This is a genomic window from Heyndrickxia shackletonii, from assembly GCF_001420715.1.
GTDB classification, from domain to species: Bacteria; Bacillota; Bacilli; order Bacillales; family Bacillaceae_C; genus Margalitia; species Margalitia shackletonii.
This window is the reverse complement of the sequence record NZ_LJJC01000004.1, coordinates 878,576-898,287: the sequence shown is the minus strand read 5'-3', so window position 1 is coordinate 898,287 and position 19,712 is coordinate 878,576. Positions and strand designations below refer to the sequence as shown.

18 protein-coding genes are annotated in these 19,712 nt (G+C 37.4%); 6 read left to right on the top strand and 12 right to left on the bottom strand.

The window, feature by feature from the left end:
* Nucleotides 1-16: 16 nt before the first annotated feature.
* Together AN964_RS04425 and AN964_RS04420 are read right to left on the bottom strand one after the other, a co-directional pair.
* Nucleotides 17-1,564: an ABC transporter substrate-binding protein gene (locus tag AN964_RS04425; RefSeq protein ID WP_055738547.1), complete on the bottom strand. Its 1,548-nt coding sequence runs from the start codon at nucleotides 1,562-1,564 to the stop codon at nucleotides 17-19.
* Between the two features lie 162 nt (nucleotides 1,565-1,726).
* Nucleotides 1,727-2,170, bottom strand: a complete 444-nt coding sequence (locus tag AN964_RS04420; protein WP_055738546.1) for a MarR family winged helix-turn-helix transcriptional regulator — start codon at nucleotides 2,168-2,170, stop codon at nucleotides 1,727-1,729.
* Between the two features lie 157 nt (nucleotides 2,171-2,327).
* On the opposite strand from AN964_RS04420, the gene AN964_RS04415 reads away from it, so the two are divergent.
* The 3 genes from AN964_RS04415 (at nucleotide 2,328) to AN964_RS04405 (ending at nucleotide 4,823) form a co-directional block, all read left to right on the top strand.
* Nucleotides 2,328-3,461, top strand: a complete 1,134-nt coding sequence (locus AN964_RS04415) for a M24 family metallopeptidase (RefSeq protein WP_055738545.1) — start codon at nucleotides 2,328-2,330, stop codon at nucleotides 3,459-3,461.
* Between the two features lie 74 nt (nucleotides 3,462-3,535).
* Nucleotides 3,536-3,961 carry a hypothetical protein gene (locus AN964_RS04410; RefSeq protein ID WP_055738544.1) on the top strand — a complete coding sequence of 142 codons (426 nt, stop codon included), beginning with the start codon at nucleotides 3,536-3,538 and terminating at the stop codon, nucleotides 3,959-3,961.
* A gap of 139 nt (nucleotides 3,962-4,100) precedes the next feature.
* Nucleotides 4,101-4,823 (top strand): UTRA domain-containing protein, encoded by a 723-nt coding sequence (locus tag AN964_RS04405; protein WP_055738543.1) that lies wholly within the window; start codon nucleotides 4,101-4,103, stop codon nucleotides 4,821-4,823.
* 49 nt (nucleotides 4,824-4,872) lie between these two features.
* Here the strand turns inward: AN964_RS04405 and AN964_RS04400 are convergent, their stop codons facing one another.
* From AN964_RS04400 to AN964_RS04380, 5 genes are all read right to left on the bottom strand, one after another.
* Entirely contained in the window at nucleotides 4,873-5,709 is an 837-nt protein-coding gene (locus tag AN964_RS04400; RefSeq protein WP_055738542.1) for a PfkB family carbohydrate kinase, read from the bottom strand.
* 15 nt (nucleotides 5,710-5,724) lie between these two features.
* Complete coding sequence (locus AN964_RS04395) at nucleotides 5,725-6,612, bottom strand: carbohydrate ABC transporter permease (protein WP_152982350.1); 888 nt, start codon at nucleotides 6,610-6,612, stop codon at nucleotides 5,725-5,727.
* Nucleotide 6,613: 1 nt separating this feature from the next.
* Nucleotides 6,614-7,498 (bottom strand): carbohydrate ABC transporter permease, encoded by an 885-nt coding sequence (locus AN964_RS04390; RefSeq protein ID WP_055738540.1) that lies wholly within the window; start codon nucleotides 7,496-7,498, stop codon nucleotides 6,614-6,616.
* A gap of 57 nt (nucleotides 7,499-7,555) precedes the next feature.
* Nucleotides 7,556-8,848 carry an ABC transporter substrate-binding protein gene (locus tag AN964_RS04385; protein ID WP_055738539.1) on the bottom strand — a complete coding sequence of 431 codons (1,293 nt, stop codon included), beginning with the start codon at nucleotides 8,846-8,848 and terminating at the stop codon, nucleotides 7,556-7,558.
* 73 nt (nucleotides 8,849-8,921) lie between these two features.
* A complete protein-coding gene (locus tag AN964_RS04380; RefSeq protein ID WP_055738538.1) occupies nucleotides 8,922-9,911 on the bottom strand; it encodes an SIS domain-containing protein in 990 nt (329 codons plus the stop codon).
* A gap of 411 nt (nucleotides 9,912-10,322) precedes the next feature.
* On the opposite strand from AN964_RS04380, the gene AN964_RS04375 reads away from it, so the two are divergent.
* Nucleotides 10,323-11,963, top strand: coding sequence for a glycerol-3-phosphate dehydrogenase/oxidase (locus AN964_RS04375; protein WP_055738537.1), 1,641 nt, complete (start codon nucleotides 10,323-10,325; stop codon nucleotides 11,961-11,963).
* A 329-nt stretch (nucleotides 11,964-12,292) separates the two neighbouring features.
* Nucleotides 12,293-12,856, top strand: a complete 564-nt coding sequence (locus AN964_RS04370; RefSeq protein ID WP_055738536.1) for a glycerol-3-phosphate responsive antiterminator — start codon at nucleotides 12,293-12,295, stop codon at nucleotides 12,854-12,856.
* A 40-nt stretch (nucleotides 12,857-12,896) separates the two neighbouring features.
* Here the strand turns inward: AN964_RS04370 and AN964_RS04365 are convergent, their stop codons facing one another.
* From AN964_RS04365 to AN964_RS04345, 5 genes are all read right to left on the bottom strand, one after another.
* Nucleotides 12,897-13,586, bottom strand: coding sequence for an MgtC/SapB family protein (locus AN964_RS04365; protein WP_152982412.1), 690 nt, complete (start codon nucleotides 13,584-13,586; stop codon nucleotides 12,897-12,899).
* Nucleotides 13,587-13,616: 30 nt separating this feature from the next.
* Complete coding sequence (locus AN964_RS04360; protein ID WP_055738534.1) at nucleotides 13,617-14,420, bottom strand: HAD-IIA family hydrolase; 804 nt, start codon at nucleotides 14,418-14,420, stop codon at nucleotides 13,617-13,619.
* A 112-nt stretch (nucleotides 14,421-14,532) separates the two neighbouring features.
* Entirely contained in the window at nucleotides 14,533-15,300 is a 768-nt protein-coding gene (locus AN964_RS04355; protein ID WP_055738533.1) for a sugar phosphate isomerase/epimerase family protein, read from the bottom strand.
* Nucleotides 15,284-16,651: an MFS transporter gene (locus tag AN964_RS04350; RefSeq protein ID WP_055738532.1), complete on the bottom strand. Its 1,368-nt coding sequence runs from the start codon at nucleotides 16,649-16,651 to the stop codon at nucleotides 15,284-15,286. The genes AN964_RS04355 and AN964_RS04350 overlap by 17 nt, the downstream gene beginning before the upstream one ends.
* Before the next feature lie 342 nt (nucleotides 16,652-16,993).
* The gene (locus AN964_RS04345; RefSeq protein ID WP_055738531.1) at nucleotides 16,994-18,940 is read right to left on the bottom strand and encodes a lamin tail domain-containing protein; all 1,947 of its coding nucleotides are present in this window, start codon (nucleotides 18,938-18,940) and stop codon (nucleotides 16,994-16,996) included.
* A gap of 524 nt (nucleotides 18,941-19,464) precedes the next feature.
* Here AN964_RS04345 and AN964_RS26630 point away from each other — a divergent pair.
* The coding region (locus AN964_RS26630) for a helix-turn-helix domain-containing protein (protein ID WP_055738530.1) at nucleotides 19,465-19,712 on the top strand (248 nt) is incomplete at its 3' end.

The following is a 19,712-nucleotide window of genomic DNA, read 5'->3' as shown; positions in this document are numbered from 1 at the left end:
CTTCCTTATATATTTCTCACTTCCAACTCATATCAAAAACTTGCATACTTTCGTCCACTTTTGGTTTGAAATTTAGATTTTTATTCACAGCATAAAGATCGGCTTGTTGCCATAATGGAACCCATGCTGCCTTATCCACCAATAATTGTTGAATTTCGCCAAATGCTTGCTTTCTTTTATCTTGATCAAAAATCGGAATGGCATTTTGAATAGCTTTTTCCACTTCCGGATCATAAAAGCCACTGTATGGAGCATCCTTCATAAAAAGATTTTGAATCGTTGACTGTGCATCAAATGCAGGTCCCCATCCTAAAATAAACATGTCCCCTGCCTTGCGTTGTTGAATTTTAGTCAAATGGTTGCCCCACTCATTCACCTGCACTTTTACATCGATACCAATTCTTTTTAGTTGTGCAGCAATAGCTTGTGCTACTTGTGAATCCATTGGATATCGCCCATTCGGTGTATCAAGTGTTAGTTTTAAATCTTTTGGACTATATCCTGCCTCCTTCAAAAGCTCCTTTGCCTTTTCAGGATTGTATCCATAGTCTTTCGTTTCCACATAATCGGCATTAATTTTCGATAATGGACCTGTCATCTTTGTCCCATTACCATTTAGAACTGTTTTTAATAGTTCATCCACGTTTACAGCATAATTAATCGCTTGACGAACCTTTTGATTTTGTAAAGGCCCTTTATGAAGGGTATTTAATGCCAAATAATTTACACGAGATGAACCGATGCTCTCCACTTTTGAGTTCTGGTTATTCTTTACATTCTCAACGGAATCGACCGGTATGTTCTTAAATAGATCGATTTCTCCACTTAAAAAAGCGGAAAGCCTGCTGCTGAATTCTGGAATATAACGGAAAGTAGCTTCCTTAATAGAAGGTTTTCCTTTCCAATAATCATCATTTGCAACCAATGTTAGGTGGTCGTCACGAACCCATTCTTTTACTTTATATGGACCTGTTCCAACTGGATGTTTGGCTGCCTCTTCCAATCCAAGCTTCTTCACATTGCCAGGATCCATAATGAGCAAGTCATCGGCAATTCTAGCAATCATCGTTGGAAAAGGTTTGGAGGTAATAATTTGTACTTTATCATCAGCGATTACTTTTACTTCTTTCACGTCAGCCCATCTAGATAAGTAAGTGGAATTGTTTTTCTTATCAAGGATATAATCGATATTAAATTTCACAGCCTCTGCATTAAATGGGTCACCGTTTTGGAACTTTACCCCTTTTTTGAGGGTAATTTCCCATGTATATTCATCGATATTTTTCCATTCTGTTGCTAAAGCGGGCTCGAAGCCACCTGTTTCCGGATTTCTTTTAATCAAAGGGTCGTAAATATTTCTAATTTGTACATCGGTAATATAGTTCACATCCGTATTAGCTAATAATGTTGCCGCATCCGCTTCTATACCAATAACAACATTATCTTTCTTGCTGCTCTTCCCGCTGCTGTTGTTAGATTTTTCATTTCCGGCCGTACCTGCAGTACAAGCTGCTGTGAAGATTACTAACAACATTAAAATCGACAATAACGCTTTTTTACGCACAAAAAATCCCCCTTTATAATTAAAAGTTCTTTCTTCTGTCCTTCTGTGATGATTTATAAAATATTCACCATTAAATTAGTGAATAGACACACCATTACATATGAAAAGAGAAGCTTATAATTATGGTGAGCTCTAGGGGGTTGGCCTCTGTTATTCTATTGTCTAAATCTCATTCTCATAGTCTTTTAAAATACTTTCTATCTTTATCATGGATTGAACCAGCTCATCCAGTTTTTCAGCGGGAATTTTATTTATCATATTACGGGTGATTTCATTAGAGGAGTTTATCAATGTATCTAATTCTTTCAATCCATAATCTGTAATATGTAAGTAAGAAATTCTTTTATCCTCTTGTGATATCTGTTTTGTTATTAGCTTACCTTCATCAAAACGTTTTAATATTCTACTAAGGTATCCTTTATCTAGTTTGAAATAATCCCTTAAATACACAGCAGTGCAATCCTCTTTGATACTGATCTCATACAAGATTTGTGCCTCTATGGATGAATACTTCGTTTGATCCGTGTACTGGTTATTAACCCCGATAATTCTTGTATAAAACCGATTAAAATGTCTAATTTTCTCTGTATAGTCACCTAATTGCAAATAATCACCCTTTTCTAAATTTACTTAATTATAAGTCCATCAGTTGCCTTTGTCAACCTTTTTTACATTATATTTTTTTATATAAAAGTTAGAGGAAAATTATCGTGGAACTGAAATATATATAACAAATAGATTTATTTAAAGGAGCTGTGAGAGCATGGATACGAGTAAAAGAATAATAGAATTAAAATCGTTTATGGAGAAAAACAATGTTAAGGCAAGCATTATTATCAACTTTGAAAATCAATATTATATGAGCGGATTCAAAGCAATCACATATTCACGTCCGGTGGTACTAGTTGTTGAAATGGAGCAAACAAGTTTAATCGTTCCCGCCTTAGAAGAAAATCATGCCTTTAGTGAAGCACAGGCTGACAGACTTTATGTGTATTATGAACATCCAGAAAAAAGCGATAAGGGAACTTCTTATTTAGACCATGTAAAAACATTGTTGTCAAAATATCCTGTTGGAACAAAAATTGGAGTGGAGTTTCATTCATTATCCATAAAAGTTGCCCATCTTTTAGAAGATTTGAGATTAGAGTTGTTTGATATTGGAGAAAAAATGGCGATTATGCGTTATATCAAAGATTCACAAGAAATAGAACTGATTAAAGAATCGGGAAGACTAGTAAGTCTAGCGCTGAGCGAATCCTTAAAACATACAAAACCCGGCATTACGGAAATGGAATTAGATCAATATGGCAATCAAACTTTATTCGAGGAAACTTCCAGCAAACATCCTGATGCAACCCTTGAATTCTTTGCCATGTCCCCTTCCGGTATCGAAAGAAGCGTCATGCCACATGTTTTCTCCAATACAAGAAAACTTGAGAGCCACGACATTATCATTCATAGCCGTCAAGTGGGGCTAAATGGATATCGTGCCGAATGTGAAAGAACTTTTTTCGTAGGGCAACCAACTGAGCAACAAAAAACAGCCTTTCAAGCAGCACTAGAAGCACAGCTGACCGCATTAGAAGTCATTAAAGCTGGAATATCTGCCAAAGAAGTAGATAATGCTGCTCGCAAAGTTTTCCAAGAAGCTGGATTAGAAGAATACAGCATTCACCGAACCGGGCACGGGATTGGAATTGGCTTGCATGAAGAACCATCCCTGCGATTTGATAATGATTTAATCTTACAAGAAGGAATGGTTTTCACCATTGAACCAGGCATCTACATACCCGGTGTTGGTGGTTTCCGCCATTCGGATACAGTGATTTTGACAGATAAGGGTACAGAGCTTATAACAGAATACCCTAGAGAAATGAGGGATTTGATATTTTAAGTTTTCTTCAAAAATATTGAAAAAGCACGAATAGAAAAAACCTACTTGGAAACTATATCACCGAGGTGATATAAATGAAAAAAGCAACTATACTATTCCTTTTTATCTTTTTAATCGGTAATGCTTCCCTAGTTTCAGCGGAAATTCCTCATCAAAAGGATATAAACGAAATTCAAGAAATGAATCCAAATGTTTTTATCCACATAGTTACCCCTGAAGTAACTAAGGCGGTTAAAAAGGAGCATGGGGAACAGGCAACATGGACGCCTGATGGGATTGCAAAATTATCAGTGCATAATGACCATACAACGAAACCATCCAAGCGCTGGTATGTAGTAAAAATGAAGATATTAGTTCAAGCACCTGATACTAAAGAAAAACATGCTGACTTGGTAACTTCGAAAATCATCACAGATGCCGATTTAATAAAAATGAAACAAATTCAGAAGGTTGATGCTTTTGTTACAGTGCTAGAGTATCATCATGATGTAAAAGAATGAAAAATGAGGGTGACTCAAAAGGTCTTTAAATAACGACTTTTTGAATCACCCTCTTTCAGCTTCAATTAATCATTCCATTTACAACCACTATAATGTATCATAATATTATATTACATTATAACTTTACGAGGTATATTAGATGAAATTAAATAATTCCAGTTCTCTTCCTTTATATTATCAACTTAAACAAAATATAAAAGAAGCCATTGACAGTAATGAATATAAACCGGGCAAAAAGATTCCAAACGAGACAGAGTTATGCGAACACTATGGGGTTAGCAGAATTACCGTAAGGAGAGCGCTTCAGGATTTAGTTGACGAAGGTCTCTTGGAGCGGAAACAAGGAAAAGGAACTTTTGTCAGTGCTACAAAAATAACACGAGAACTTATCACTGTAGATGGATTTACTGATTATATTAAAAGAATCGGTAAAAATCCTTCTACGCGAATCATCCTAAGCAAGGAAGTGCCTGCTTCAAAGGAAGAGGCTGAAAAATTAAAGGTACAAGAAGGTGCTCCATTATTGAGGCTAGTCCGAGTAATGGGGATTGAGGAACAACCGCTTGTCATCGATGTTGCTCATTATTCGTTGGAAAGATTCCCGGATTTACCTAGTTACGTGTATAAATATAAATCAACTTATGATGTTCTGAAAAATATTTACGGTGTAGTCAATGGCTCCAGTGAGAAAATTTTAACGGTTAGCTTTGCAACAATGGAAGAGGCAAATTATTTGGAATGTGAGTCCGGGGAACCGTTGTTTAACATCGACAAAGTCTTATGGGATAACAATGGAGTCCCTATTCATATATCAAACTATAAAATTCCAACAGCACGAGCAGCCTTTTCGATTACTACTTAATTCCATGAAAAAAAGCGGGGATCACCCGCTTTTTTTTTTTTTGTAAATCTTACTTTGAAAGTAATTTACTATCCAATTTCTTTCCGAAGCCAAATGCACCATTTACTTCACAGGTTAAAGAAGCCCTATAAGCTGCAAATTGTAATGCATCCTGAATGTTATGATTCTCCAAATATCTTGTTAAAAATCCTGCGATAAAAGAATCTCCTGCACCTAAAGTATCAATAACATTTGCTTTGACTATTCCTTGTTCGTAAATTTCGCCTTTATATGACATCATGACACCACTTGAACCCCTTGTAACCACTGCATATGGAGTTCCTAAAGAATGTATTTCCTGGAACAACTCTTTGATTTCTATTTCTGTTAGATGACTTCCTGATAAAAAAGCAAAGGTTAGATGTGGACAAACTTGTTTTAAGATTTCATGATCAAAGTGATTGGAGAAATCAAAAGATAATTGGATAGATTTTTTTAATGTTTCCAGATCATTTTCTAAGCTACTATAAATACTTGTGTGCAAAACATCATATTGCTTAATAAGTTGATAATCTTCATCCGTTAACCGAATTTTTAATAACGATTGAATACCACCTTTGTTAGAACCAACAAAGATTCGATCGCCATCCTCATTTAAATCTACATAAGCTTTTCCACTTTCTCCGCAGGCTCTTCGAATTCGACTGATATCCACTTCATTTTTTTCCAATGAATCAATAATATGATCCCCGACATCGTCATTGCCAATAATTCCAATAAATGCAGTTTGCTTTGCACCGCTATGTTTTGCTAATACTGCCACATTTAGTGCGTTCCCCCCTGGAAACATTTCATTGCGTTCCTTATATATATCTACAACATTATCGCCAATTGCAATTAATCTCAATGTTTTCCACTCCTTTTAGCCTTTTACACTACCAGATGTAAGTCCGCGCACAAAGAACTTTTGCATGCACAGGAACAATATAATAATTGGAATCGCTGATATCATTAATCCTGCTAATAGTACACCCCAGTTCGTTTGCAATGCATCTCGAAATTGCATTAGTCCAGCTGGAATCGTTTTCAAAGATTCCGAATCAACAAAGATTAAGGCAAACAAAAACTCATTCCAGGTAAAGTATGCTGTCAGAATAGTTGCTGTAACCATAATAGGAAAATTTAAAGGAACGAATATTTTCGTAAAAATTTTCCATGTACCACATCCGTCTAATAGAGCCGATTCCTCCAAATCTCTTGGAACTTCAAGGAAAGCAGATCTTATTAATAAGACGGTAATAGGAATTCGATAAGCCACATAGGGTAAAATCATCGCAAAATATGTATCATGAATTCCTAGTGCTTGAATTAATTTATATAGAGGAATAAGGCTAACCTGTGGAGAGAGCATCATTCCACCAATGCAAAAGATTAATAGTAAATGCTTGCCCTTAAATGCAAATCGGGATAATCCATAGGCACCTAATGCACTGATAGATACTGTTAATAAACAAGTAGAAACGGTAACGATCACACTGTTTATAAAATAACTAGATATTCCAGTATTCCATGCTTCTACATAGTTGGAAAACAGCCATTTATCCGGTAAAGCCCAACTATTCCCAAAAATCTCATCCGTAGATTTAAAGGAATTAATCACCATCCAAAAAAGAGGATAGGCAATAATAATAAAATATATCATTAATATAATATAAACTGGCGAGGCTTGCAGAATGGTTTTTCGATTGTTTTTATAGCGTCGGTTTAACGATATTGTTTGATGCTTTACAACTTGTTCATTAGCCTCCATTTTAACCATCCTTTCCAGTCCTGAATAATTTCATTTGGATAATAGATATCATTAATGTCAGGATTAAAATAACCGTCGCAATCGTGGATGCATACCCCATCTTGTCCTCAAAAAAGGCGGAATGATATAGCAGCGTTCCCAAAACATCGCTTGAATTTCCAGGTCCTCCACCTGTTAAAATATAGGGCTCATTAAATACTGTGAATGCACCAGTTAAAGTTATCAAGGTAGTAACAAAGAACATTTCTTTGACTTGTGGGACGGTGATACTAAAGAACTTCCTGATTCCTCCCGCACCATCGATATCGGCAGCTTCATATAATTCTTTTGGTATCCCTTGAATAGCAACGATAAAAAGCATCATAATATAGCCAATACTTTGCCACTGCGAAACGGCAATGACAGCATAAATAGCTGTTTCCGATTCACCTAACCATGCCCGCGTCCAATCCTCTAACCCTATTAAACTTAAAAATTTGTTTACTATTCCAATTTGCGGATCGTATATAAAGGTAAAAAGCAATGCAATAACAGTAATAGAGATAACAACTGGCAGAAAAAACACGGTGCGAAAAAAGCCTGATAATAATCTTGTTATTGGTGCCTCCAGTATCGCTGCTAGTATAAGTCCGCCAAACACTTGGCATACAACTGAAATAACAGCATAAAGTACATTATTTTTTAATGCTATATAAAACACCTTATCATGAAACAGATCGATGAAATTTTGCAACCCAACAAATGTTTTACTCGGTGAAAATGCTGAAAAGTCAAAGAAGCTATAGCGTAAATTTTCCACAATAGGATAATAAACAAAAACTAATAGGAAAAGTAAGCAGGGTGCTAAATAAAGATACGGGGTTATTTTCCTCTTTAAATTAAGCATTTCCCTTCACCTCGATTTTGAAAAAAGGTGGACTCAGGCATCCACCTATTCATATTATTATTTTGCTGCCGATTGTTTTACCTCTTTAGCGGCTTTTTGAACGTCCTTCATTACCTCTTCTGGTGTTTTTTTACCGTCTAACATAAGCTGTGCTCCTTTTAAATAAGCATCCACAATCTTTATATCCAAATCAGTATCCAACCAGAGCGCTGTTCGATCCGCATTCACAATTTGGTCAACTGCTTTCTGCTGAAGCGGTGATGAATTTTGATCAGTAAGAGTACCTTTTGTAGCGCTATATTCATTCACTTCTTTCACTTGTTGGATTCCTTTTTCTTTAGAGGTTAAAAATTTTATAAATTCCATTGCTTCTTTAGGATATTTTGTTTTAGAGGAAATCATAATTCCCTCTGGGGCACCGGTAATAACATTGGGATCTCCTTTGCCGCCTTCAATTTCCGGCAATTTAAATACTCCTAAATCATCCTTAAGCGCTGGTTCCACCATGCCGATTTCGGCATATTGCATGTAGCATATAGCTGCTTTTCCACTTTTAAAAAGCTGTCTAGCATACTCATGGTCTACCGCATTTACCCCTTTATTAAAATATGGCTCTAATTCTTTGAATTTCTTAAGTGCCTCTACATAACCAGGATTCGAGAAATCACCTTCAGGGTTCTTCGGATCATAATCAACCTTAATAATCTCTTGCGGTACGAGGCGTTGATTTAAAGTTCCAATATAATGCGAAATGGTCCAAGGTGCCTTACTTCCAAATGCAATTGGTGTAATATTCGCGTCTTTTATTTTTTGGAGGTCGTCCATAAATTCGGTCCAAGTCTTTGGTTCTTCCAAGTTTAATTGTTTAAATATCTTTTTATTATAGAAGAATGATTTTCCATCCATTGACCATGGAACTCCATAGGTTTTGCCGTCTAAGGTGAAGGGGATAAATTGAGATTGGATAATTTGGTCAGACCATCCTGTATCTTCTTTAATCATATCCGTTAAATCTAAGGCTTTTCCCGCTCGGGCAAAATTATAGGCAAATTCACCGCTCCAGGAGAAGAAAATGTCAGGAGGATTGCTAGATCCTAATACAACACGAATCTTTTCTTTATAGGAATCATTCAACACAGCTTCCGTCTTGATCTTAATATTAGGATGCTGCTTTTCAAATTCTTTAACAGCTTTCTCAAAGAAAGCCTTTTTGGGCTGTGTTGGCCAGCGATGAAAGAAATTGAGCTGGATTACCTTCCCATCCTTTGAAGATGATGTGGAAGAAGAACATCCAACTAATACGGAGATACATAAAACAAATACAGTAAAGACAGTAAATATTTTCTTCATTCTTTCTCCCCCTATTTCACCTATTAAAGACTAGCGGAAAAGTGGTCTCCCACTTTTCCGAAAAAATGAAAGATTAATATTCTACTTTCCACATATAGCGACGTAAGGATAAAGGATGATTCCGAATTTCAGCCAACTTATCGGCATACTGGCGCAATACATAATTAAGTACTAACGGTGCAATATATCCTTTTACCTCATCATCAATATCCGATAGATCATATTCTTTTGCATCAAGTACCGTTAATTTTTCTCCATATTTCTTGGAGAAAGATAAAGCTCGCTCTTCAAGATGACGTGTTTCATCGAGACCGAGCAAGATGATAAATGGAGTTTCTTTATCCAAAATTTCAAATGGTCCGTGGAAATATTCACCAGCATGAATAGCATGGGAATGAATCCATTGCATTTCCATTAAAATACAGATAGCAAAGGAATACGCAACACCATAATTTGCCCCGCTTGCCATTGTATAAATAATTTTTTCATCTTTATGCTTTTCTGCAAATTGGGTTGCAGCAGCTGCTGTTTGCTCTGCAGCTTTATGGTAAGTAGCTTGCAGCTTTTCAAGATTTTTCTCTATTAGCTCATATTTTTCGTTACCTTCTAGCAAGTTCAAAACACCAAAGACAAGCTGGTACATAACAGAATAATTAGTAGCAAAAGCATCTGCCTCTTTGCCCCATTCATACTTCAAATAAACATCAGATTCCTTCGCTAATGGAGATTCTGGCTCATTTGTTAATGAAATTGCCAGAGCTCCTTTGGAACGGGCAAATTTTGCTGACTCTACTGTTTCAGGAGTTGTACCAGAATGAGAGCAAAGAATAACAAGAGAGTTTTTGCCGAGTTTAACAGGATTACGGTAGATAAATTCATTGGAACTATAAAGATATGAATCTACCCCTTTTGCTTCACGATCCATCACATATTTACTTGGATACATGAGTGCTGAAGATCCACCACATGCTACAAAGAAAACATTTTTAATATCTCTTTTATTAACCTCTGCCAATGCTGCTTTTATTTGCGATTTTACACCTACGTTAATTTCCGTCGTCATAAAACATCCTCCTTATTTTTTATGTAGAAAGGTCTATTACAAAGAGAACCTCCCTTCTGAAATAACGTTATGCAATTTAATATAACATTATATATCGTTATATTAAATTCTATCTTACGACCACATTATAAGGTTGTCAATATATTTTTCTGATAATTTAAATTAAAAGGAATAGACAAAATAATCGGTTGAGAGGGTTGTTTTTTCGACATACACAAATTTTAAATCATCATCTAGCTAAACCTCTCTTTTTTATGTTAAAATAAGATAAATATTCGTACTATGGTTAGAGATTAAGAGAGACCATACAATGTTCTGGAGTTTACTCCAAAATATTTGTATTGGTCTCTTTTTATTTTTTCCTTCCACACATAAGTATATAAAGATGGAGAATTAAGGAGAGGAATCTGCATGAGCGTACAATTTTCAGGAAGTACAAGAGCAAACATTTTAGAGGCGATGTCACAAAAACAATATGATGTATTGATTATCGGTGGAGGCATTACTGGTGCAGGAATTGCTTTGGATGCAGTTACACGTGGGCTGAAGGTTGCTCTTGTGGAGATGCAGGATTTTGCGGGCGGCACCTCAAGTAGATCCACTAAATTAGTACACGGAGGACTCCGTTATTTAAAGCAATTCGAAATTAATGTCGTGGCAGAAGTTGGCAGAGAAAGGGAAATCGTTTATCGAAATGGTCCACATGTTACCACACCAGAATGGATGCTGCTCCCCATTCATGAGGGCGGGACTTTTGGACGTTTCACTACCTCCATTGGTCTGCGTGTTTATGATTTTTTAGCAAGAGTAAAAAAAGAAGAAAGGCGCACGATGCTAAGTGCTTCAGATACACTTGAGAAAGAACCTTTAATTAAACAAGATGGATTAAAAGGAGGCGGTTATTACGTGGAATATCGCACCGATGATGCTCGCTTAACCATTGAAGTGTTAAAAGCAGCAGGAGAAGCAGGAGCTGACATCATTAATTACACAAAGGCGGAAACATTTTTATATGATTCTGCTAGAAAGGTAAACGGATTAATGGTGAAAGATACACTTTCCGACCAGTGCTACACCATTCAGGGAAAGAAAATCGTCAATGCTGCCGGCCCATGGGTGGATGATATCCGCGGAAAGGATTTTTCTAAAAATAACAAGCAGCTTCGCTTAACAAAAGGTGTTCATATTGTCATTGACCAAAGTATCTTTCCTTTAAAACAATCTGTCTATTTTGATACTCCTGATAAACGGATGGTATTCGCTATCCCACGAGACGGAAAGACATATGTCGGCACTACTGACACCTTCTATGATCAGGATATTCAGCATCCAAGGATGACTGCAGCTGATCGGGAATACCTAGTTAATGCCATTCACTATATGTTCCCGAATGTTGCTATTTCCGAAGACGATGTGGAATCGAGCTGGGCAGGTGTTAGGCCGCTTATTTATGAAGAAGGCAAGGATCCTTCCGAAATTTCGAGAAAGGATGAAATATGGGAATCCGAAAGCGGTCTGATTACGATTGCTGGCGGTAAATTAACAGGATATCGAAAAATGGCAGAAAATGTCGTTGATCTCATTGCCAATCGATTGGCTGCAACAGATGAAATGACCTTTAAGCCTTGTCAAACCATTCATTATCCTATTTCAGGAGGAAACATCGGTCATTATGAGGATTTTGTTAATAAAAAATCCAAAGAAGCCCTGCAATATGGTTTAACTGAAGTGGAAGGGAACAAGTTGGCAAAGAAATATGGAGCGAATGTTGATCACTTATTTCAATATGCAATGGAAACGGACGGCCGCTTGCCTCCTTTTGTCTATGCCCAATTAATCTATAGCATCGAACACGAAATGGTTGTGAAACCAGTTGACTTTTTTATCAGAAGAACCGGCAGCCTTTACTTCGACATCCATTGGGTACACGAATGGAAGAATCAGGTGGTGGAAGTAATGCAAGAACGGATGAATTGGACCGTTGAAGAAGCGGAACTTATGAAAAAGGAATTGGAGCAGGAATTGCACTATGCGGTATCTCCGCAAGATTGAAGCTCAGATCCCCTGATTCCAACTTTTTTGAAAAAATAAGATTGGATCGGTGAGATTTGGGGCAGTACACACCTAGGACTAAATACCTAATTAGGGCGGTTTATGCCCATTTTCGGGCCATTGCTTTTGAGTTTCGGGCTGTTTCTTAAGGGTTTCAGTCCGTTCATTACACGTTTCGGACCATTGCTCGCAAGTGAAGGTCGGTTTAGTAAATCTGTGGGACAAAGGGTCCGGTCCCCTGTCCCACAAATTTAACGATGGAAGGAGGAAATTTCATTTCGATTGTCGAAACAGGAATATATACCCGAACTGACAAGGAGATGCATCTGATGAATATAGTCGATCTAGTTCAGTCACAAGTAATCGCCTCTATTAAAAATGAAGAGGATATCGATAAGGCGATTACAAGCAATTCTAATATTGTATTTCTTTTAACAGGTAATCTGCTAAATATGACAGACCATCTGAACAGATTAAAGAAGGCAAAAAAGCAGATATTTATTCATATTGATTTTATAGAAGGCCTTTCCAATACAAAGAGTGCCATCAAATATATAGCGCAATGCTGGAAACCGACCGGGATCATTACAACGAAAAATTCCTTAATTAAATACGCAAAAGAGGAAAAGCTGATGACGATTCAGCGTATATTTTTAATTGATAAAACTGCGATACAAAAAGGGATTGATATGTGCAAAACATGCAATCCCGATGCGATTGAAGTGTTGCCGGGATTAATGCCAAGCATCATTGACCAGCTTACTACACGAATAAATCTGCCAATCATTGCCGGTGGATTAATTAGCTCAAAAGAGGAAATTTTACAAGGATTAGAAGCAGGAGCTCTAGCGATTTCTTCTGGGGACCCTGCTCTATGGAATTTGGATATTTAGAAAAAGCGAACCATCTTGCATAAGGAGATGGTTCGTTTTTTTATCCGCTAATTTCCGTTCGATAAATCTTATTAATTTGAGATACTCCGTCATAAATAGCGGAAGTGCTTTTACGATAGCTTACTCTAACCTTTAATTCTAGCAAATAAGTTTGGTCTTCCAATTCTTTAATATGGACATGATCCATCGTCATCTCTTTTTCCTGTAATGCTTTAATAACGTCTTTAATATCTTCCCGATTCTTTAAGATGAGTTTTAACAAAATTTCCTTAGAATGAAGCTTTTTAAAACCGATTAATTTAATGAGACTAGGAATTAATTCCACACTGATCATTAATAAAACGACGCCGGCAATCGCTTCAATATAAAATCCGGCACCTGTTGCAATGCCGATACCAGCAGCTCCCCAAACCATTGCGGCAGTTGTAAGGCCAGAAATGGTATCGTCCTCTTTCCTAAGGATCACTCCTGCTCCCAAAAATCCGATTCCGGAAACAATTTGTGCGGCCAATCGAAGGGGATCCATTTGAATCTTCATCACATCAGATGAAGGAAAGGAGTAAGCAGCTTGAATGGAGACAATCGTTAATAAACAACTAACGATGGATATAACTAAACTTGTTTTTAACCCTAATGGTTTTCTTTTCAATTCCCGTTCAAGGCCAATGGCCAGACCAAGAATAGCAGATATCAGAAGCTTGATAAGCATTTCTAAATCAAAGTGTTCCAAAACTACCTGCATCTCCATCCCCCTTTATCATTAAATAGGACTTGATACAATTTCTTGTAAATGCGGAATATCCTTTATGCTCTCTAGGATATAAGTCGGTTTCATTGCTGAAGCTTTCACCATATCAATTGTGGTAATCCCTGTTAAAACCAAAATAGTATTTAATCCATTTTCCTTACCCATTCGAATATCCGTTTCTAAACGGTCCCCTATCATAAAGCATTGTTCTGGGTTTAATTGTAAAATCTCATTGACTACCATTTCCGCCGCAAGTTTAGAAGGCTTCCCCATGATAAGATCAATGGCTACTCCTGTTGCCCCTTCTAATGCACCAATCATGGAGGCGCAATCAGGAAGCTGGCCACCTGCAACAGGACATGTACGGTCAGGATTAGTTGCCACTATAACCGCATTATTCTTTACCCATGCTTGATATGCATTATTCAATTTTTCATAGGTAAATGCACGGTCCCAACCAAGGACAATATAAGTTGCCTCATTTGAATCCATGGTAATTCGGATGCCTTCCTCTTTTAATTCCTCCAATAATGCCTTTTCCCCAATCACATATGCAGCATCAGAGCTAATCATATGCTGCTTTAAATACTTTGCTGTAATAAAATTGGAATTTACTATATCATCGATTGTTGCCTCAATTCCAAGGTCATTTAATTTTTTTACATAATCCTGGCGTGTCGAGATGGACTTGTTGGTAAAAAAAACGACCTTATGTCCGTTCTCACGTAAATACCGAATCGTCTCGATACTCCCTTCAATGATATGATTATCCAAGTACACCGTTCCATCTAAATCAAAGATAAAGCCTTTTGTCACTCTAATACCTCCAATAAAAAATAAAATCCTCGAGCTTAATTAGGCCTAAAAAGTTAGGCCTGTAAAAAGCTTGAGGATTTCTCTTAAGTCTCTTTCCTATCGCTATTCTTTTTTATACATTTACCTTTGCAATGTGGTTTAAGATATCCTGTAAAGAATATTTATAAGGATTAATTTCATAAACGACTGGCCCTGAAAAATCAATATTTTTTAAATAATCGTGTAAACCTTTAGAAAGATTATTTCCTTCACCTGGAAGCTGATGGAGATCCGCCTTCCCGTCATTGTCTGATAAATGAACAGCACCTAAAGAACTGCCCAGTTTCCCAATCGTCTCTTCCATATCATTCCCCATAACTGCCAAGTGTCCGATATCCAAGCAGGCTTTTATGTTGGCGAATTGGATTAAATCCAACCATTCCTCTACATTCGATGCAATGTGGTGACAGTAGTTTAATTTGTCCGGGATGAGGTTTTCCAATAATAAGTCTATTCCATACTGCTTTGCCTTTTCATCCAGCTGCAGCAATCGTTTTTTTACACGAACTAGCGTTTCATCCCGTTCCTCTGAGGACCAGGCATATCCGCCATGGAAGGTTGCATGCTGTCCCCCATATTCAGCTAGTGTTTCTAACCATTCTGTGAAAACATTCAACGTTCTTTCATATACAACAGAATCGGGAGTTGCCAAATTTAAATCATGAAACGGAAGATGGATTCCAATTTTTAATTCCATTTGTTTTGCATAATCTAAATATTCCTTCGATCGATATTGCTCTGCCCATATTTCAATGCCATCAAAACCGGCATTTTTAATAGCCTGAAAATCACTTAATGTACCTTCTTGACCTATCGACCAAAGACTAAGCCATTTTTCCATGATTGCCTCCTATGTTTGCCTTGTTGTTCAGTGCTGATGTTACATCTTGATTTAGTTCCTCTAAATTTTTACCTTTCGTTTCAGGTGCTAAAATGGCTGAGATAATCAAGCCTGCTAACCCAGCAACGGCAAAGAGCCATAATGCTTTGCTATTTCCCCAAGCTGCTACAAGCTGCGGAAATACTAATATACCTAAAATAGAACCAATCCTGCTTACACCAGTTGCCAAACCGGATGCACTTGCGCGAATACCTGTAGGGAATAACTCTGTTGGATACACAAAGTTCAGTATTCCTCCACCCATATTCGCGAATAAAACAGCAAGACTGAATAAAATAACTAGAAATGCCATCGTCGGGCTAGGGTTAAGCGCTAAAATAATTAGGGCGATCGATAATCCTGTAAAAGAAGTAATAATAAGCGGTCTTCTTCCGATTTTCTCTACAATATTCATACCGATAATGGCTCCCAATAGTCCCAGCACACTAACTGTACCGGAGCCGATATACGCCATCATTTGTGACCCATGAGTAAATGGTTTTAGAATAGTTGGTGAATACATGGAGATACCGTAATATGCAACCGCGTAACAGAACCAAAACCCGCAAACGAAGAATGTACGACGGAATAAAGTTTTGGAAAAGAGATCCCCTATTTTTTGCTTTTTATCCGTATTTGGTTTGATAACAACCTTTTTACCAGTAATTTTAAACATAATTTCTTCCGCTTCCTTCTCACGGCCTCTAGAGGCAAGCCACCTCGGAGATTCAGGAAGTGTTACCCTAAAATAGAAAACAATAAGTGCAAATACAGCTCCTACTAATAACATATATCTCCACGCGCTTGGTCCAAGCGGTTCCAATATAATTCCGAAAATATAAGCAACAACGGCCCCTACAAACCACATTGCTCCTAAAGAGGTACTATGCTTACCACGGCTTTTCGTTGAACTAAATTCGGAAACGAGGGTTGCTGAAATCGGATAATCTGCTCCAATTCCGATTCCCAGTAAGAAACGGAATAGTATAAGCTGCCATGGTGCTTGAGCAAAAGCGGTAAGGGCTGCAAACACAACAAAGGCTAATAAATCAATGACATACATCGCTTTGCGGCCAAACTTATCCGTCAAATTTCCAAGCCATAACGCTCCAATCAAAGAACCGATAACGGCAGATGATGTAATCAACCCTTGCAGTCCTGGCCCGATATCCCACTGATTCAAAATTAAGGGCATCGCAACAGCAATAACCGTTAAATCAAAGCCATCCAGAAAAGTACCCGCAGCAGATAATAACGTTATCTTTCGCTGAAAGCGCTTTAACTGCGGTGAATCCAAATGCTCAAAACTCATCAAAATCCCCCCTGAATTTTCATTTATAGTACAAGAATAAGATAATACTAAGGTGTTAATGTGGTATTAATAGATTGTTAAAGGTTTATTAATGTTCGATTCATAAAGAGAGATCACATGATAGTAAGATTTCCCCTTCCCCACTTATGAGTAATCAAATAGCATGAAGAAACAACAAAAGCCATAGTCAAAAAAACACATGAAACATGTTTTTCCTGACTATGGCATCTCTTCATCTCCGGCCATAAAATTACTCAAAATTATAGTTTGATAAATTATTTATATAATATTTAAATTAGTCTGTCAACTATTTTTGTGAGACAGAGTTTGGGAGCTGTCTACTCATTTCCTTTCTTCTTTTTCCATATCTCTATCATCTTTCATTAAAGTTTTCATATCTATCTTTAGCATGCGATCTCTTGGATATGTGCCGGTGTAACGATATTTGTTGGCTCCGGATTCGAATGAGACATAGAGGTCGCTTTTGACCAGAACTGCACCTTCATTCATTGGGATAGACACTATACTTTCCCTTGGCTTAGTTGTCTGTCCATCAAGGAACCAGAGTGGAACTTCTTTTTCACCTATTTTCACATGCGTATGGGGCTCTTCTTTTAGCGGAGCTTCATAACGATAAAGTACGCTATCATTAGCTCTTCCATAAGAAGTAACTAAAGATATTCCCTTCTTCTGAACAATTGCCCCTTGAACCTTCCCAATCGTGGATAAAACATAATCAGGAGTTGCCGGCATACCAGACTCTTTATTCCATTGATCACTGGAAAGCATGTCTAAATTGCTCTTCAGCTTATACCCTACCATCCACGCATATTGCATTTCCCCAGCTCGATTCACCAAATGGTGGGATGGATCAGTTGGATAACTGTTTGGTTCGTAAAATTCACCGACCCACAGAATTCCATTATCATCATCATATACATCGTAAGCAGCTTCTACTGGAACCGGAATTTGATTAGTAAACTGCAGTTCATCGTTATTTTGAGCTGACACTAAATCACTTATATTTAATGTAAATAAGTAATTCTCAGATGAAATCCAAACATGGTCTTTACTAACTGCTACTCCACCTGCGTGTCCTGTGTATGGCGTACCATCTTCGTTATATAACTCAACAGATTTAATCAATTTTTCCGTTGTTGCATCAATCACACATAATGTCCCTGGTCTGCCATCATCCAGATAATTAATGGTAAGCAGCCAATTCTTTTTCTTATAGTATCCCAGCCCTTGCGGAACAAGATCCTGAACTAATCCGGGAATGACCGGCCCATCCTTGCTTATATCCCACAAGCCTTGATATTTAGGATCACGATCGTTCGAAGATCTTTCTTCCTGTGTAATTATTTGATGCTCTGGTGTAACCGTTATTGGTGAGGATTTTTCGGATTCATTCCCCGATGTATCAACCGCAGTCACTTGCAGCGTAACATCCCGATTCCCAATAAGAGAGTAAAGTGTAAAATCATGTTTGGATGGAGATACCGAGAACTCCAGTGCCCCATTTTTATACACATTATAACGGTAGAGGTCTGTTTCTGGATTCTGATCCCATGTTAATGATACTTCCCCGTTTCCTGCATTTGCTTTAATATTTGCTGGTACTTTGGGTGCGATTTCATCTTGTTTTGGTCTTGGTGGTGCCTGATTAGGATCTATCCAGCCTGGTGTTGGCTTTTGATTACCGGAAAGAATTTTCATCTGTGTGCTGCCATCCTGTGGATAGGTGAATGTAATAGATTTATTCAAGAAAACGTCATTGCCCGTATACTTTGCCCGAATGACTTCCTTACCATTAGGATCAAAAACAGACACGGTCTGCGTATTGCTATTAACCAGCCCACCAATATTATCTAAGGTCTTTAATTTGCTTTCATCTACATATTTACTTTGGTAAGATGCGAAGTAATTATGATTGAAAGCTTCTAAGGTAATAGGCTGAATTTCTTGCCTTCTCGTCCAAAAAAGCTTCGTATCCCACGGTGCAATTTTAGTGGAGGTTTCCAATTCTACATTCCATGATCCGGATTGTATATGGTATCCTTTTAAGTCTATCTCTTGACTACTGTTATTATAGATTTCGACATACTCAAACGCATCATAACCTGCATAATTATCTGTATCTGGCACCACCTCTGTAATCAGCAAATTAGGAACAGAGGTAATCTCGGTTGCATTTGATTTAGAAGTATGGAAAATGAATACATTTCCCATTGTCAAAACAAAAGAAGTAACAAAAATGAACCACTTGTAAGACCTTGCTTTCCCCATTCTTTATCCTCCCCTATTCGAAACATGGGAACGTTTCTTGCGTTTCTATGAAACAGGAGAAACGTCCTCGTGTTTCTCTTAATCACAAATAATTGTAAAGCAGCATCATTTAGGATAAAAGAAACACAAAACCCTATGAATCCTAAAATGTACTACAAAAATGTAATACAGATTAATCATCATAGGGTTCTCTTAGCATCTCTACCCAAAAGATAAAATCCGCGCTTATAATTATCTGATTATTTTTAATGGTACAAGGCTGTTTAAGAGTTAGCAAGGGGCTTTTTGCATGGGGCTAGGGACGGATGGTCAAGTTCTTCGTCCCAAACTTATCAAAAAAAATGTGGCATCACTTCATCTAGGAGTAAATACCTAATTCATGCTGTTTATGCTAATTTTCGGGCTATTGCTTTAGAGTTTCGGTCCGTTCCTTTTTAGCCCCCTTAATCATTTAGACACGATAATACCTTAGGTTTACACTTAATGTATAACATACAAAATGATTCATAGGGAGGTGAAGACCCATGCCTGGAAAGAAAATTGATGTAATTGAAGATGTAAAAAAGAAATATGTTCGGCTTGCGTTAGAAACGGGTAACCATTCTTCTATTGCCCGAAAGGCGGGAATATCAAGAGATACCTTTAGAAGGTGGATGAATGAATATAAAGATGAAATGCTTGATCTAATGGAAAATGAGGGTACAACCATATTATCTGATAACCCCACTAAAGGCGAACTACTAGAAAAGTATGAACAAGCGATGAAATTGCT